At 71.7% G+C, this 14,298-nt stretch carries 10 protein-coding genes; 5 read left to right on the top strand and 5 right to left on the bottom strand.

Annotated elements, in window-relative coordinates:
• Positions 1 to 83 precede the first annotated feature (83 nt).
• The gene (locus tag AB0K14_RS23790; protein WP_360462446.1) at positions 84 to 1,799 is read left to right on the top strand and encodes an NAD+ synthase; all 1,716 of its coding nucleotides are present in this window, start codon (positions 84 to 86) and stop codon (positions 1,797 to 1,799) included.
• 6 nt (positions 1,800 to 1,805) lie between these two features.
• Here the strand turns inward: AB0K14_RS23790 and AB0K14_RS23785 are convergent, their stop codons facing one another.
• The gene (locus tag AB0K14_RS23785) at positions 1,806 to 2,429 is read right to left on the bottom strand and encodes a DUF308 domain-containing protein (RefSeq protein WP_360462443.1); all 624 of its coding nucleotides are present in this window, start codon (positions 2,427 to 2,429) and stop codon (positions 1,806 to 1,808) included.
• 184 nt (positions 2,430 to 2,613) lie between these two features.
• On the opposite strand from AB0K14_RS23785, the gene AB0K14_RS23780 reads away from it, so the two are divergent.
• Entirely contained in the window at positions 2,614 to 3,831 is a 1,218-nt protein-coding gene (locus AB0K14_RS23780; protein ID WP_360462440.1) for an MFS transporter, read from the top strand.
• A 15-nt stretch (positions 3,832 to 3,846) separates the two neighbouring features.
• On the opposite strand, the gene AB0K14_RS23775 is transcribed toward AB0K14_RS23780, so the two are convergent.
• The gene (locus AB0K14_RS23775) at positions 3,847 to 4,317 is read right to left on the bottom strand and encodes a MarR family transcriptional regulator (protein ID WP_360462523.1); all 471 of its coding nucleotides are present in this window, start codon (positions 4,315 to 4,317) and stop codon (positions 3,847 to 3,849) included.
• A 91-nt stretch (positions 4,318 to 4,408) separates the two neighbouring features.
• Between AB0K14_RS23775 and AB0K14_RS23770 the strand changes: the two genes are divergently transcribed.
• Positions 4,409 to 5,356, top strand: coding sequence for a zinc-binding alcohol dehydrogenase family protein (locus AB0K14_RS23770; RefSeq protein WP_360462437.1), 948 nt, complete (start codon positions 4,409 to 4,411; stop codon positions 5,354 to 5,356).
• A 12-nt stretch (positions 5,357 to 5,368) separates the two neighbouring features.
• Here AB0K14_RS23770 and AB0K14_RS23765 read toward each other — a convergent pair whose 3' ends face one another.
• From AB0K14_RS23765 to AB0K14_RS23755, 3 genes are all read right to left on the bottom strand, one after another.
• On the bottom strand, positions 5,369 to 5,953 hold the full coding sequence (locus AB0K14_RS23765) for a TetR family transcriptional regulator (RefSeq protein ID WP_360462434.1): 585 nt from the start codon (positions 5,951 to 5,953) through the stop codon (positions 5,369 to 5,371).
• 72 nt (positions 5,954 to 6,025) lie between these two features.
• Positions 6,026 to 7,567, bottom strand: a complete 1,542-nt coding sequence (locus AB0K14_RS23760) for an MFS transporter (protein ID WP_360462431.1) — start codon at positions 7,565 to 7,567, stop codon at positions 6,026 to 6,028.
• An 11-nt stretch (positions 7,568 to 7,578) separates the two neighbouring features.
• Positions 7,579 to 8,229 (bottom strand): LppX_LprAFG lipoprotein, encoded by a 651-nt coding sequence (locus AB0K14_RS23755; RefSeq protein ID WP_360462428.1) that lies wholly within the window; start codon positions 8,227 to 8,229, stop codon positions 7,579 to 7,581.
• Positions 8,230 to 8,380: 151 nt separating this feature from the next.
• On the opposite strand from AB0K14_RS23755, the gene AB0K14_RS23750 reads away from it, so the two are divergent.
• Both AB0K14_RS23750 and AB0K14_RS23745 read left to right on the top strand, forming a co-directional pair.
• Entirely contained in the window at positions 8,381 to 9,724 is a 1,344-nt protein-coding gene (locus AB0K14_RS23750; protein ID WP_360462425.1) for a glutamine synthetase family protein, read from the top strand.
• Positions 9,725 to 9,783: 59 nt separating this feature from the next.
• Positions 9,784 to 13,884 carry an FkbM family methyltransferase gene (locus AB0K14_RS23745; RefSeq protein WP_360462422.1) on the top strand — a complete coding sequence of 1,367 codons (4,101 nt, stop codon included), beginning with the start codon at positions 9,784 to 9,786 and terminating at the stop codon, positions 13,882 to 13,884.
• Positions 13,885 to 14,298: the final 414 nt, after the last annotated feature.

Genomic DNA, 14,298 nt, shown 5'->3' with positions numbered 1-14,298 from the left:
AACCTCGATCGTAGGTGTGACCCGGTGTGACTCGTGGGCCACAACGGCCGCCAAGGTTGCGCCGGGTGAGCGAGAATGCCTCCATGCCACAGCTCCGACTCGCCCTCGCCCAGGTCAACGCCTGTGTCGGCGACCTGGCGGGCAACACCGAACTCGTCGTCGAGTGGTCCCGCAAGGCCGTGGAGGCGGGCGCCCACCTCGCGGTCTTCCCCGAGATGGCGCTGACCGGCTACCCGGTCGAGGACCTGGCGCTGCGCCTGTCGTTCGCCGAGGCGTCCAGAGAAGCCCTGACCGGGCTCGCGGCCAGGCTGGAGGACGAGGGGTGCGGCGAGCTGGCGGTCTTCGTCGGCTACCTCGACCGCGACGAGCACGGCATGCGCAACGCCGCCGCCGTGCTGCACCGGGGCGGGGTGGTGGCGCGGCAGAACAAGCACCACCTGCCGAACTACGGCGTGTTCGACGAACGCCGCTACTTCACGCCCGGCGACACGCTGGACGTCGTGCGGGTGCACGGTGTCGAGGTCGGCATGGTGATCTGCGAGGACCTGTGGCAGGACGGCGGGCCGATCGCCGCCCTGGGCGAGGCGGGCGTCGACCTGGTGGTCTCGCCGAACGCCTCGCCGTACGAGCGCAAGAAGGACGACGCCCGGCTGCCGCTGGTGGCGCGCCGCGCGGTCGAGGCGGGTGCGCCGCTGGCGTACGTGAACCTGATCGGCGGGCAGGACGAGCTGGTGTTCGACGGCGACACGATGGTGGTCGCCGCGGACGGCACGCTGATCACCCGCGCGCCGCAGTTCGTGGAGCACCTGGTCGTGCTGGACCTGGACCTCCCCGGTGGTGCGCCGCGCACCGAGGGGAGCTACGGCGGGTTCGTGGTGCACCGCCGGTCCTTGACCCACGACCCGTTGCTGGCCTACGACCCGCTGCCCGTGCCGGAGCCCGCCGAGCCGCTGTCCGACGAGGCGGAGGTCTGGCACGCGCTCGTCACCGGTCTGCGCGACTACGTCCACAAGAACGGCTTCCGCTCGGTCGTCCTGGGCCTGTCGGGCGGCATCGACTCGGCTGTGGTGGCCGCGCTGTCGGTGGACGCCCTCGGCGCCGACCACGTGTACGGCGTGTCCATGCCGTCGGTGTACTCGTCGGACCACTCGAAGTCCGACGCCTACGACCTCGCCCAGCGCACCGGCTGCCACTACTCGGAGCAGCCGATCGCGGACATGGTCGGCGTGTTCGTCGAGCAGCTCGGGCTGACCGGGCTGGCGGAGGAGAACGTCCAGGCGCGGTGCCGCGGCGTCACGTTGATGGGCCTGTCGAACCAGCACGGCCACCTGGTGCTGGCCACCGGCAACAAGACCGAGCTGGCGGTGGGCTACTCGACCATCTACGGCGACGCGGTCGGCGGGTTCGCCCCGATCAAGGACGTGCTCAAGACGCTGGTGTGGGACTTGGCCCGGTGGCGCAACGCGCAGGCCGAGAAGCTGGGCGAGCTGCCGCCGATCCCGGAGAACTCGATCAGCAAGCCGCCGTCGGCCGAGCTGCGCCCCGGCCAGGTCGACACCGACTCGCTGCCGGACTACGAGCTGCTCGACTCGGTGCTGGACGACTACGTGGAGGGCGACAAGGGCTACCGCGACCTGATCGCGATGGGCTTCACGCACGAGCTGGTCGACAAGGTGCTGCGCATGGTCGACAAGGCCGAGTACAAGCGCCGCCAGTACCCGCCGGGCACCAAGATCACGTTCAAGGCGTTCGGCCGCGACCGCCGGCTGCCGATCACCAGCGGCTGGCGCGAGGGCTGACCTCCCTCAGGCGGTGGCGGTCGTCCCGGTGGGCGCGGCCGCCCTCGCCTTCCCCGGGGTGCGGTGTGCGCCGACCGCACCCGCGACGGTCATCGCCCCGAAGACGATCAGCACGATGGCCAGCAGCCAGACCAGCGCGATCAGGCTCCCCACGGGCCAGACGAGCACCACGATCCCGCCGATCACCGTGACCGCCCCGGAGAGCACCGCCCACCCGCTCCTGCCGACACCGTGGAAGACCTCGGCCACACCGCCGACGACCCAGGTCGCGCCGAGCAGGAGCGCCAGCACCGTGATGGTCTGGAAGGGCGCGCGCAGGCACAGGATCCCGGCGACCAGCGCCAGCAACCCGGCCACCGCCAGCAGCCACCGCTGCCGACCCATGGCGTCCGCGGTGAACGAGCCGACGAGCCAGAAGACGCCGGTGATCAGCATCTGCACGCCGAACAGCACGGCCGCCGTGAGCAGCGTGAGGCCGGGCCAGAGCAACACGGCCAGCCCGATCACCAGGGTGATCACCCCGAAGGCGATCCACAGCGTTCGACCCTCACCCGCCGCCGGCGGGGTCGCCGTGCCTTGAGCCGTGTCGCCCGAGCCCTGACCAGCGGTGTTCGCATCGGGATACGTCATGCGGCCATGGTCCGTCCGTTCACGGGCACCCGCAGCGGCCACCACCGCACTCCCACCTTTCGGGTGACCCCGTCCGAGGCGGGGTGACCCACGGCACATTCCATCTCCACCGTTGGAGTTAGCGCGTGGCGGTCGTATGCTCGAACTCCAACGCCAAGGTTGGACTTCATCCGCAGGGAGTCAGGTGCGCAACCCCACCCGCTCGCCCCAGACCGAAGCCCCCGCACCCCGCACGACCCCACCCGGCCCGGCGGCGGTGGCCGTCCTGGTCGCGGCGGTGATCCTGGCGGTGGGCCAGCTCTACCTGACCGTGCCGCTGCTACCCGGCGTGGCCGAGCGCTACGGCGTCACGCTGTCGGCGGCCGCCTGGGTGGGCGGCGGCTTCGGCTTCGCGTTCGCGCTGGGCAACCTGCTCTTCGGCACGGTCTCCGACCGCTACGACCGCCGTCACGTGATGGCCGTCGGCCTCGTCCTGGGTGCCGTGGTCGGCGTCGTCGCCGGCGCGTCGACGGCCTTCGGCCCACTGCTCGCGGCCCGCGCCGTCCAGGGCTTCCTGGCCGCCTCGATCCCGTCCGTCTCCCTCGCCTACGTGGCCGAAGCCCTCCCGCCCGCCCGTCGCGCCGTGGGCATGACCGCGGTTTCCGGGTCGTTCCTCCTGGCGGGCCTGATCTGCCAGGCCTACGCCCTGGGCGTCGACACGGCGCTCGGCTGGCGCCGGGTGTTCTGGCTGCTGGTCCCGGCGCTGCCGGCGGTGGCCCTGGCCATCACCCGCCTGCCCGAGGTCCCGCGCCCGACGCCCATCGCCCTGACCGCGACCTTCACCCGCCTGGCCCGCCTGCTCCGCCGTCCACCGCTGCTGGTGACGTACGCGGGCGCGATCACCCTCCTGCTCACGTTCGTCGGCATGTACACCGCGCTCACCACGGCGGTCGGCGAGCGGTACGGCATCCACGGCGCGCTCGACCTCCTCCTGCTGCGCCTGCCCGGACTGCCCGGCATCGCCCTGGGCCTGTTCGCCGGACCCCTGATCGCACGCTTCGGCGCGCACCGCGTCGCACCCGCGGCGTTGCTGGTCGCGGCCGCCGGCCTGGCCCTGGAGGCCGCCTCCTCCACGCTTCCGGTGCTGCTGATCGGCAGCGCGATCTTCGTCGCGGGCCTCGCGGTGACCATCCCGGCGCTCGTGTCCCTGGTGGCCCGGGCGTCGGGCGACGCCAAGGGGGCAGGCATCGCGGGCTACGGCTTCCTGGTCGGCCTGGGCGGCGGCATCAGTCCGGTCCTGGTGACCGCCCTCGCCCCGGCCGGCTTCACCGCGGTCTGCCTGGTCCTCGCGGCCGTGCTGATCACCGCCGCCGCCACCCTCGCCTTCGGTCCTCGTCCGACACCCGCAGCCCCGGCACGTTGACCCCCGACGCGTCGACTAGGTGCGCGGGGATGGTGACTTGGCGGGTCGGGGTGTCTGTTCGACCAGCGTGTCCGCGGCCCGGTCGAGCAGGTCGCACAACTGCTCGTGCTCGGCCGGGGTGAACTTGTCGACGAAGGCCTTCTCCAGCACGTTGACCTCTTGGAAGGCCGCGTCGAGCAGGTCCCGGCCGGCGTCGGTGAGGGTGGCGATCATGACCTTGGCGTGCACGGGCGACGGCTGCCGGTCGATGAGCCCCTTGGCCTGCATGCCGGTCAGGACCGTGGCCGTGCTCTGCTGGGTGACGCCGCAGGCGCGGGCCAGTTGGGCTCCGGACATCCCGTCCCCGCCGGCGAGGGCGAGCAGCACCGTGTACTGGGTCATGGTCAGCCCATAGGTGCGCAGGAGGGCTTCGTGGTGCGCCATCAACGCCTGTTCGGCGCGGCGGATCCTGGTGCACAGGTAGTCCTCGGCGGGCACGTCGACCATGGCTGTCACAACATCCTCACTTGACTCAGCATCTTGATACTCACTATCGTTCAGTCTCAGGATACTGAGTCAACCAAGAGGGCTGTGAACCATGAAGGCTGTCGTACTCACCGCGGACGACCAGTTCCGCGTGACCGAGGTCCCCGAGCCCACCCCGGGGCACGGGGAGGTGGCGATCCGCGTCGCCTACGCGGGTGTCCAGTGGGGTGATGTGCTGATCCGCGACGGCCACTTCCCCGCGCCTCGGCCGTTCGTGCCCGGGTTCGAGGCGTCCGGGTGGGTCACCGCGGTCGGCCAGGGGGTGGATCCCTCCCGCGTCGGCGAGCACGTCATCGCGCTGGCCGGCTCGGGCGGCTTCGCGGAAGTCGTCGTCGTGTCCTCGGTGCTGGCGATCGCGGCGCCCACCGTGGACTCGCGCACCGCCGCCGCGTTCGGCTGGGTCACCTCCACCGCCTACGACCTGATCAACACCGTCGCGGCGGTCCGACCGGGCCGGCGCGTCCTGATCCACGCGGCGGCCGGCGGGGTCGGCACACTCGCCGTGCAGTTCGCCCGGGCCGCCGGTGCGGAACGCGTCGTCGGCGTCGTCGGCAACCCGGAGCAGGTCGATTACGCGCGCGAGGCCGGCTACGACCAGGTGCTCAGCCGCGAGGAGTTCCCCCTGGCGTTGGGCGCGGAGCAGTTCGACGTGATCCTCGACCCCATCGGCGGCCAGACCCGGCTGGCCAACCTGCAACGCCTGGCGCCGCACGGCCGGATCGTGGTCTACGGCAACATCGCCACCTTCGAGCCGATCCCGGTCTCGGCCAACGACCTGCTGGTGCAGGGCACGTCGATGCTGACCTACAACAGCAACCTGCTCAGCCGGACCAGTCCGGAGCGGCTCGCCGACAGCGCACGCCGCGCGCTGGAGCTGATCGCCGACGGCGAGGTCCGCATCGACATCACCGCCGAGTACCGCCTGGCCGACGTCGCGACCGCCATCGCCGACCTCGCCGGCGGAGCGACCCGCGGCAAGAGCATCGTCCGGATCGGCTGACACCAGGCCGGTTCAACCGACGTGCGAGTTCGCCGCCAACCGGCGGGCCGCGTCGACCACGACCGCCCGCCGCCGTTCGACGTCGTCCGGGCCCGTCACCATCCGGGCCACCTGGGGCACGGCGAACCACCAGGCCGCCAGCGACATGACCGTGAACACCAGGTCGGCGGCCTCCGGCGAGGCGTCCACCACCCCGTCCGCCTGCGCCGCCCGGAACGCCTCCACCTTGCGCCGGTAGTGCGCGACCCGACCTTCCTCGTCCGGCACCGCGCCGTCCCCGTACGCCAGGGCCTCCCACTGCAACAACCGCACCAGGTGCGGATGGGCCAGGTGGTAGTCGAAGCACCGCCCGGCGTACTCGCCGACGTCCCGCAGCCCGTCCAACGGCACGGCCGCCGCGATCTTCGCCAGCTCGTCCGACAACACCGCGTGGAACAGCCGGTCCTTGTCGCCGAAGTAGTTGTAGAGCCGTTCCTTGTTCACCCCGGCCCGCGCCGCGATCCGCTCCACCCGGGTGCCCGCCAACCCGTGCGCGGCGAACTCCACGACCGCAGCCTCCTTCAGGCGCCGACGCGTCTCCTCGGTGTTCCAGGCCACACCGCGATGATAACCAACCGAACCGTTGCCTTCACCACTCGCCCGTGGTCCTCACCGGTCGGCGCGTTGCCCTCACCGGTCTGCCCGTCGCCCTGACCGGTCTGCACGCGGCAGCAGCAACGACACCACCGCGCCCACCGCGCAGATCACGGCCGTGATCCAGAAGATCTCGTGGTACTCCGTCAACAACGCCGCCGTCAGCGCCTCCCGGTAGGCCTCCGCCTTCTCGGCGAACTCCTCCGGCGACACACCGAACGGCAGCGGCGTGTCCAGGTCCGCCGTCAGCTCCCGGAACCGGTGCAGGCCCCAGGCCGACAACCCGGCCACCCCGACCAGCATCCCGGTCATCCGCGCCACCACCACCGCCGCCGAGGCGACACCGTGCTGCCCGGCCGGCACGACCCGCAGCACCGCCGCCGACACCGGCGCGATCACCAACCCCAACCCGAACCCGGCCACCGCCAGGTCCCGACCCACCACGAACGACGACACCGCGGCCGGCCACTGCGCGATCAGCACGTAGGCGCAGCCGGCCAGCACCAATCCCCCGAACGAGACCCACCGGTCACCCAACCGGGTCCGTGCCGCCAACCACCCACCCACCAGCGCACCCACCGGCAACGCGATCAGGAACCGCGCCAACATCCCCGCCGCCGCGGCCGAGTCACGCCCCAGCACGGTCTGCGCGAACAGCTCCACGTCCACCAACGTCACCATCAACGCCGCACCGGCCGCCAACGACACGCCCAGCGACGCCAGGAACGGCCGCATCGCCACCCCGGCCGGGTCCAGCAGCCGCACCGACGACCGCCGCTCCCACAGCACGAACCCGACGAACACCACCCCGGACGCACCCAGCGCGGGCCACCCCCACGACGGCAGCACCGACCGCGACGGATCGGGGTTGTAGAGCCCGACGACCAGCGACGCCAGCGCCAGCGCCAGCAACCCGCCACCGACGAAGTCGATCCGCACCGACGACCGGACCGACCGCGGCACGGTCAGCTGCACGACCACCATCGCTACCGCGGCCAGCGGCAGGTTCACCCAGAACACCCACCGCCAGCTCTGCGGCTCCACCGACTCGAAGAACGACCAGGCGTTGAACAACGACGCCAACCCCACGCCGTACAACGTGCCCAGCACGCTGCCCAGCTCCTGCGCCGCGCCCACCACCCCCAGCGCCGACGCACGCCGCTGTGCCGCCCACAGGTCCGCGACCAGCGCCATCGTCACCGGCAGCAACGCACCGCCGGCCAGGCCCTGCACCACCCGCCCGGCCACCAGCAGCGGCAGGTCACCCGCCAGCGCCGTCACCGCCGAGCCGACCGCGAACCCGAGCAGGCACAGGTGCAGCACCAACCGCCGCCCGAACCGGTCCGACAGCTGCCCGAGCAGCGGCATCCCGGCGACGTACCCGAGCAGGTACCCCGTCACCACGGGCGTCGCGCGCTCCAGGTGGTTCACCGGGATGCCCAGGTCGCGCACCATGTCCACGAGCACGCCGACGACCACGTACGCGTCCAGCGCACCCAGCAGCACCGCCGCCGCGCCGGCCCCGATCGCCAGCCGCCGCGCCTTCACCGAACCGGGACCGGACCCGGGACCGGACACGCCGACGACGCTCACGCCGGCGGCGAAACGGTGACGGGCTTGTTGAAGTCGGACAGCTCGATCGTCACCTTCGCCCCGCCCGGCAGGGTGAACAGCGCCTTCTGCAACCGCTCGTCCTTCAGCGAGAACTCCGACGCCACGTCGGCGTCGATGCCCGGCACCAACCCGGCGACCACGTCACGCGGCACGGTCGCCGTCACCACCGACACACCGTCGTCGCTGGAGACCGTCTTGGCGTCACGGGCGTCGGCCAGCACGCGCGCCACGCCCTTGTCCGGGTCCAGGATCGCGGTCGGGTCGTACACCTGGCCGGCCAGCGCGGCGGGCAGCTTGGTGAACCCGCCCGTCGGCCCCTTGAAGTAGAGGTCCTGCCCGACCAGCACGTACTCGACCTCGATCAGCTGGCCGAACTGCTCGACCTTCGCCCGGCCCTGCGACTCGCCCGCGGCGTTCAGGTCGCCCTCGGCGTCCTTCACGGTCACGCCGGGCAGCTCGCCGTCGACCTTGATCGTGAAGTGGGTGCTGGTCACCGACTTCATCCCCGCGGACGCCTTGGTCAGCAGGTCCGGTCCGGCGGGTAGGGACCCGGCGCCACCGGAGGACGTGCAGCCCGCCACGAGGGCGAGCACGAGCGACCCGATCAGGGCGCGACGAGGGAGCATGGGGTGAATCGTAGAACCAGCCGTTCCGCGGCACCGCGAAACCTGACGGCAAGTCCGTGACCTGGGAATTCGCCTTCGGGTGGCAAACGGCGCAGCGCGTTCGGCCGAGTCGGCAACGCGCGGTCGACCGTCCTTACCTAGGCTTCGGGTCATGAACCGCCAGCAGGAGTTCGTGCTCCGCACCCTTGAGGAACGCGACATCCGGTTCGTCCGGCTCTGGTTCACGGACGTTCTGGGCTTCCTCAAGTCGGTCGCCATCGCGCCCGCCGAGCTCGAAGGCGCCTTCAGCGAGGGCATCGGCTTCGACGGCTCCGCCATCGAGGGCTTCGCCCGCGTGTACGAGTCGGACATGGTCGCCAAGCCGGACCCGTCGACGTTCCAGGTGCTGCCCTGGCAGACCCCGGACAAGAGCCACTACTCGGCGCGGATGTTCTGCGACATCGCCATGCCCGACGGCTCGCCGTCGTGGGCGGACCCGCGGCACGTGCTGCGCCGCACCCTGGCCAAGGCCAGCGAGGCGGGCTTCACCTGCTACGTGCACCCCGAGATGGAGTTCTTCCTGCTCAAGGGCCTGCCCGACGACGGGAGCGAGCCCATCCCGGCGGACAACGGCGGTTTCTTCGACCAGACCAGCCACGAGACCGCGACCCACTTCCGCCGCCACGCCATCGAGGCGCTGGAGGCGATGGGCATCTCGGTCGAGTTCAGCCACCACGAGGGCGCGCCCGGCCAGCAGGAGATCGACCTCCGCTACGCCGACGCGCTCACCATGGCCGACAACGTGATGACGTTCCGGTACGTGATCAAGGAAGTGGCGATCACCCAGGGCGTGCGGGCCTCGTTCATGCCGAAGCCGTTCACCGACCAGCCCGGCAGCGGCATGCACACCCACGTCAGCCTCTTCGAGGGCGACCGCAACGCGTTCTACGACGCCGAGGACCCGTACCAGCTGTCCGACACCGGCAAGATGTTCGTCGCCGGCCTGTTGAAGCACGCCCGCGAGATCTCCGGCGTGACCAACCAGTGGGTGAACTCCTACAAGCGCCTGATCGTCGGCGGCGAGGCGCCGACGGCCGTGTGCTGGGGTCACGCGAACCGGTCCGCGCTGGTGCGCGTGCCGATGTACTCGCCGGGCAAGTCGTCGTCGCGCCGCGTCGAGATCCGCTCCCTGGACTCCGCGTGCAACCCGTACCTGGCGTACGCGGTGATCCTCGCGGCCGGTCTCAAGGGCATCGAGAAGGGCTACGAGCTGCCGCCGCCCGCCGAGGACGACGTGTGGTCGTTGACCGACCGGGAACGGCGTGCCGCCGGGTACGACAACCTGCCGCAGAACCTGGGCGAGGCGTTGACCGAGATGGAGAACTCCGAACTGCTCCCCGAAGCGCTGGGGGAGCACGTGTACGACTTCTTCCTGCGCAACAAGCGGGCCGAGTGGGACGGCTACCGCCGCAGCGTGACGCCGTACGAGCTGCGCAACCTGTTGCCGGTCCTGTGAAGGACACACCCGTGCGGGTGGTCCACACCGGGCGCTCGGAGAAGCTAGGTTTGCAGACCGTGACCGAGGTGCCCGCGCGTTCGGAATCCCGTCCCACGTTCATCGCCTGCACGGTGGCCACCGCCGCCGAACTGCCCGCGGTGAAGGTGCTGTCGAGCTCGTTCCTGGCCAACCACCCGCAGGCCAGGTTCATGGCGCTGGTGGTCGACGCCCAGCCGGAGAACTCCGGTCCCGGCCTGGTCACCCCCGCCGACCTGGGCATGAGCCAGGACGAGCTGGCCGAGCTGGCGACCGGCTGCACCGCCGCGCAGCTGTGCGGCCTGCTGCGGCCCAAGCTGCTCGAACAGCTGCTCGGCCAACGCGTGCCGGTGCTGTACCTGGACCCGTGGGTGCAGATCCTCAACCCGCTGACGGACCTGATCGAGGCCGCCGTCGAACGCGGCCCGCTCGTGCTGCTGCCGCGGGCGCTGCGGCCGTTGCCGGACGACGGCCTGCGCCCCACCCCGACCGAGCTGCTGGAGAAGGGCGTTTTCGACCCGGGGTTCCTGCTGGTCGCGCCCGGCGCCGAACCGTTCCTGCGGTCCCTGGGGGAGCAGCTGCGCCGGACGCCGGACGCCACCAAGGCCGTGCTCGACACCGCGCCCGCGCTGGTGAACCTGCACGTGCTGCGTGACGCCACGGTCGGCCTGTCGGTGTGGAACGCCGCCCACCGCGACCTGCACCGACGGCCGGACGGGACGTTGACGACCATCGGCGAGCCGGTGCGCAGCGTCCACTTCGCGGGCTTCGACCCCCACCGCCCCTGGCTGCTGTCCTCCGACTTCGCCGACCGCCCCCGCGTGCTGCTGTCGGAGTACCCGGAGCTCGCCGACCTGTGCACGAGGTACCGGGCGGACTTGGTGCGCAAGGGGCACACGCCGCAGAGGGTGCGCTACGGCTTCGGCCAGCTCCCCGACGGCACGAGGATTCCGGACGAGCTGCGCGCGGACTACCGCGAAGCCGCCCGCTCCCACCCCGGCTCGGCCTTCAGCCCGGAAGGCTGGACCTCCACCGACCCCGCCGAGCCGACCCCGCCGACTTCTCCGTCCGACAGCCGGCCCGCCGCCACCACGGCGGTCTTGGCGACCGGCGCCGAGCCTGCCACCTCGGCGGTTGCGGTGAATGGGTCCGATCGGGTCAACGGCCAGGCGCCCGCGACCGATTCCGCCGCGTCCGCGATCCCCGTGAACGGTGTCGAGCCCGCCGCAGGTCCGGCCGTGCTCCCGCTGTTCGCCGATCCCGCCAACACGGCGATCCCGGTGAACGGTGTTGAGCCTGCGGCAGTGCCGACCGACGCCTCGCCTGGTGCCGATGCCGCCGCCACGGCGGTGCCGGTGAACGGTGTCGAGCCCGCCGATGGCCAGACCGACGTGCCGCCCGCCACCGGAGCCACCGCCGAGCCGGTCTCCGCCGAGGCGCGGCCGGAGGTCTCCGACCTGCCCGAACCTGCCGCCGAGCGCGCCGAACCCCGCCCCCGAACCCGGGCACCCCGCACCACCCCACCCCCCGCCTTCGGCCCCGACGGCGGAGCCGGGTTCGTCAGCTGGGCCGGCGAGCCCGCGCCCGGCCTCCCCGGCAGCACCCGCTGGGCCGCCGCCCTCTGGCGCTCCGACGAGGCGCTCCGCACCCAGTTCCCCGACCCGTTCGGCGCGGACGGCGCGGCTTTCCGCGATTGGTGCGCGGGCGTCGGCGTGGCGGCCGGCCGGTTGCCGGTGGCCGCCGTACCCCGCGCCCGCGCCGAAGCACCCGTCCTGCACGACCAGCTGGGCGTCTCCGTCCTCGGCACCGGCCCGATCGCCGACCTGGTCCGCGCCGCCGCACGAGCGTCCGGCCTGCCGACGTCCACCACCGCCGGCTACCCGGTCGTCATCCGCGTCGGCACCACCGAACGGGTCCCCGACAGCCGTTTCGTGGTCGACTACCTCCTCGACGACGACCGGCCGACCGACGCCAACGAGCTCTGGGTCCCCTCTGAGACGACCCGTGCCACCCTCGAACGCCCAGGCGGCCCGACCGTCCGCGTCCTCCCGCTCCCGGTCCCCGAAGCCGCCGCCCACGACCGCGACGACCGCGAAGGCCTGACCTTCGGCGCCCTCGCCGACCACGCCGTCGACCGCGCGGGCAACGTGCTGGGCGCGGTCTCCGCGTTCCTCTCCGCCTTCCCCGACCGCAACGACGTGACGCTGCGCATCGAGGTCACCCACGCGGACGCCCACCCCGAGGCCGCCGAACGACTGCGCCTGGTCACCGCCGCCGACCCGCGCATCGAGCTGGTCGACACCCTCGGCGCCGTCGACTGCCTCGTCCACCTGCACCGCAGCGGCGCGTGCGACCGGATCGCGCACACCCTCGCCACGCACGCCGCGGCGGCCACACCGATCCTCACCTCCGACCACGGCGCGGTCGCCGAGCTGTTCGACAAGTCCGCGGTGATCTTCGTGCCGTGCCGCCAGGGCGCGGAACCCGACGTCCAGGCCGCCGTCAAGCTCCTGCGCGCCCTCGCCGACGACCTGGCCACCGCCGCCGCGATCGGCACCAAGGGCCGCGACCACGTCCGCGCCACCCGTGACGTCGCCAAGGTCGGCGAACTCCTGCGCGAACGCGTCGAGCACGCCTACCGCGGCTGGCGCGCCCGCCGGGCCAAGCCCTCGCCGACCGTCGACCCGCTCAAGGCCCTGCACTCGGCGAAGCACGCCCTGCTGCGCCAACCCGACGTCGGCACGGCCAGCCGCACGCCCATGGCGCCGCAGCTGCGCAAGGTCGTGCTGCGCGTGCTCGACCACTACGACAACCACATGCGCGACGTGCTCGGCTCCCTGGTCGACGGGGTCGAGCGCACCGTCTCCGAGCTGGTCCGCCGCCAGGACGACATCAACACCGGTATCGGCCTCGGCGAGCTGGAGGTGCTGCGCGCCGAGCTGGAACAGCACGCCGAGCACCAGGGCCACCTCGCCGACCAGCTCGTCGGCGTCGACGACGGCGTGGTCCGGGTCCGCGCGGACATGGCGGGCCAGGGGCGGCGGCTGCGCGAGATCGAGGACGCCGTCGTCGCCGAGGCGGGCAAGCGGGCCAAGCAGAGCGACGCCCTGGCGCAGCGGATCGACAAGCTCGCCGTCGCCCTCGAACGCACCCTCGACCGGATCGACTCGCTGGAGTCCAAGGTCGTGGACGTGCTGCGGGACCGCGACACCAAGCTCGACGCCGGCCTGCGCGCGGCCAACCAGGCCCAGCAGACCGCCGACGCCCTACGCCGCGTCGTGGTGCGCGAGCACGAGCGCCACGGCGACGCCGTGCCGCGCAGCTCGCTGGTGCTGACCGACGTCGGCCTGCTGCGCCTGCCGTCGGACGACGCGTTCATGCTCCCGATGCTGTCCAGCAACGGGGTGTGGGAGACCGAGCTGTCGGAGCTGATCGACTCGGTGGTCGAGCCGGACGGCATCTTCCTCGACGTCGGCGCGTACGTCGGGTACCAGACCGTGCGCATGCTCAGCCGGTTCGGCACCGGCGGCGCGGTGGTCGCGGTCGAGCCGTGCCCGTCCGCGCGTGCCCTGCTGCGGCACAACGTCGACGTCAACCTGCCCGAACGGGTCGCCCAGCAGCTCGTGCTGGTCGACGCCGCCGCGTGGGAGAGCGCCGGTGAGCTGGCCAGCCGGCCGTCGTTGACCGGTGGCGTGTCGGTGGCGCCGCTGCCGGATGACGCCGGGGACGACGTCGTGCGCGTGCGCGCGACCCGGCTCGACAAGGAGCTGGAGGCCGTGCCGACGTTGCAGGGTCGCAAGCTTTCCGTCGTTCGGGTGGACGCCCCGGGTCGTGGTCACCGTGCGCTGGCCGGACTGGTGCGCCTGCTGCGCCGGGATCGCCCGCACGTGTTCCTGGAGTTCTCCGCCTCGGCGACGGAGGGTTTCGGCGACGATCCGGTCACGGTCCTGAAGGAGTTCCGCATCTGGGGCTACGACCTGGTGCCGGTGGCGACCCGCGAGCCGGCCGCGCCGGAGCAGATCGTGGCCGCGATGCAGGGGATGCGGACCATCTCGTTGTGGCTGCGACCGCGTCCCGTGCAGCCCAAGGGCCCCGGTCCGCAGGTCGCTGCGCCGGTTCGCACCGCTCCCGCAGTCCGCTGACCAGGAGATTTGACATCGCCGAAGGTCATGAGTAACTTTTACCGAGTCGCCAGCAAGAACCTCGGAACGAGCGGTTGACACCGCGAATCGGGCCGAGTAGACTACTGCGGCGTCAAGCCTCCAGAAACGAATAAGCAGCACAGCGTGCTGCCTCCGCTCTGGAATCAGAACAAAAATGAATGCAAAGCGAGTTTGTCGCGGAGCCGAGAAGCCGAAACCGGCCGATTTGACACCGCGAAAACGAACAAGCTAAGCTTCAGCCAGAACGAAACACAAAGCCCCGGAATGAACTGCGGTAAGACGCGGGACAAGATGGTGAGCGCGTGTTCTTTGAGAACTCAACAGCGTGCCGAATAGCCAGTAAATTTATGAACCTCGTCAAGAGGTTTCCTTTGAGATTGTTACTGGACAACT

It is taken from the genome of Actinosynnema sp. NPDC050801 (assembly GCF_040673975.1).
Lineage (GTDB): Bacteria > Actinomycetota > Actinomycetes > Mycobacteriales > Pseudonocardiaceae > Actinosynnema.
The sequence above is the reverse complement of the archived record's forward strand: the minus strand, read 5'-3'. Positions and strand labels throughout refer to the sequence as shown.

Excerpts from the sequence above, each read along its gene's own strand:
- AB0K14_RS23790 (WP_360462446.1), top strand. The coding sequence starts at position 84 with ATGCCACAGCTCCGACTCGCCCTCGCCCAGGTCAACGCCTGTGTCGGC.
- AB0K14_RS23785 (WP_360462443.1), bottom strand. The coding sequence starts at position 2,429 with ATGACGTATCCCGATGCGAACACCGCTGGTCAGGGCTCGGGCGACACG.
- AB0K14_RS23775 (WP_360462523.1), bottom strand. The coding sequence starts at position 4,317 with ATGGTCGACGTGCCCGCCGAGGACTACCTGTGCACCAGGATCCGCCGC.
- AB0K14_RS23770 (WP_360462437.1), top strand. The coding sequence starts at position 4,409 with ATGAAGGCTGTCGTACTCACCGCGGACGACCAGTTCCGCGTGACCGAG.
- AB0K14_RS23755 (WP_360462428.1), bottom strand. The coding sequence starts at position 8,229 with ATGCTCCCTCGTCGCGCCCTGATCGGGTCGCTCGTGCTCGCCCTCGTG.
- AB0K14_RS23750 (WP_360462425.1), top strand. The coding sequence starts at position 8,381 with ATGAACCGCCAGCAGGAGTTCGTGCTCCGCACCCTTGAGGAACGCGAC.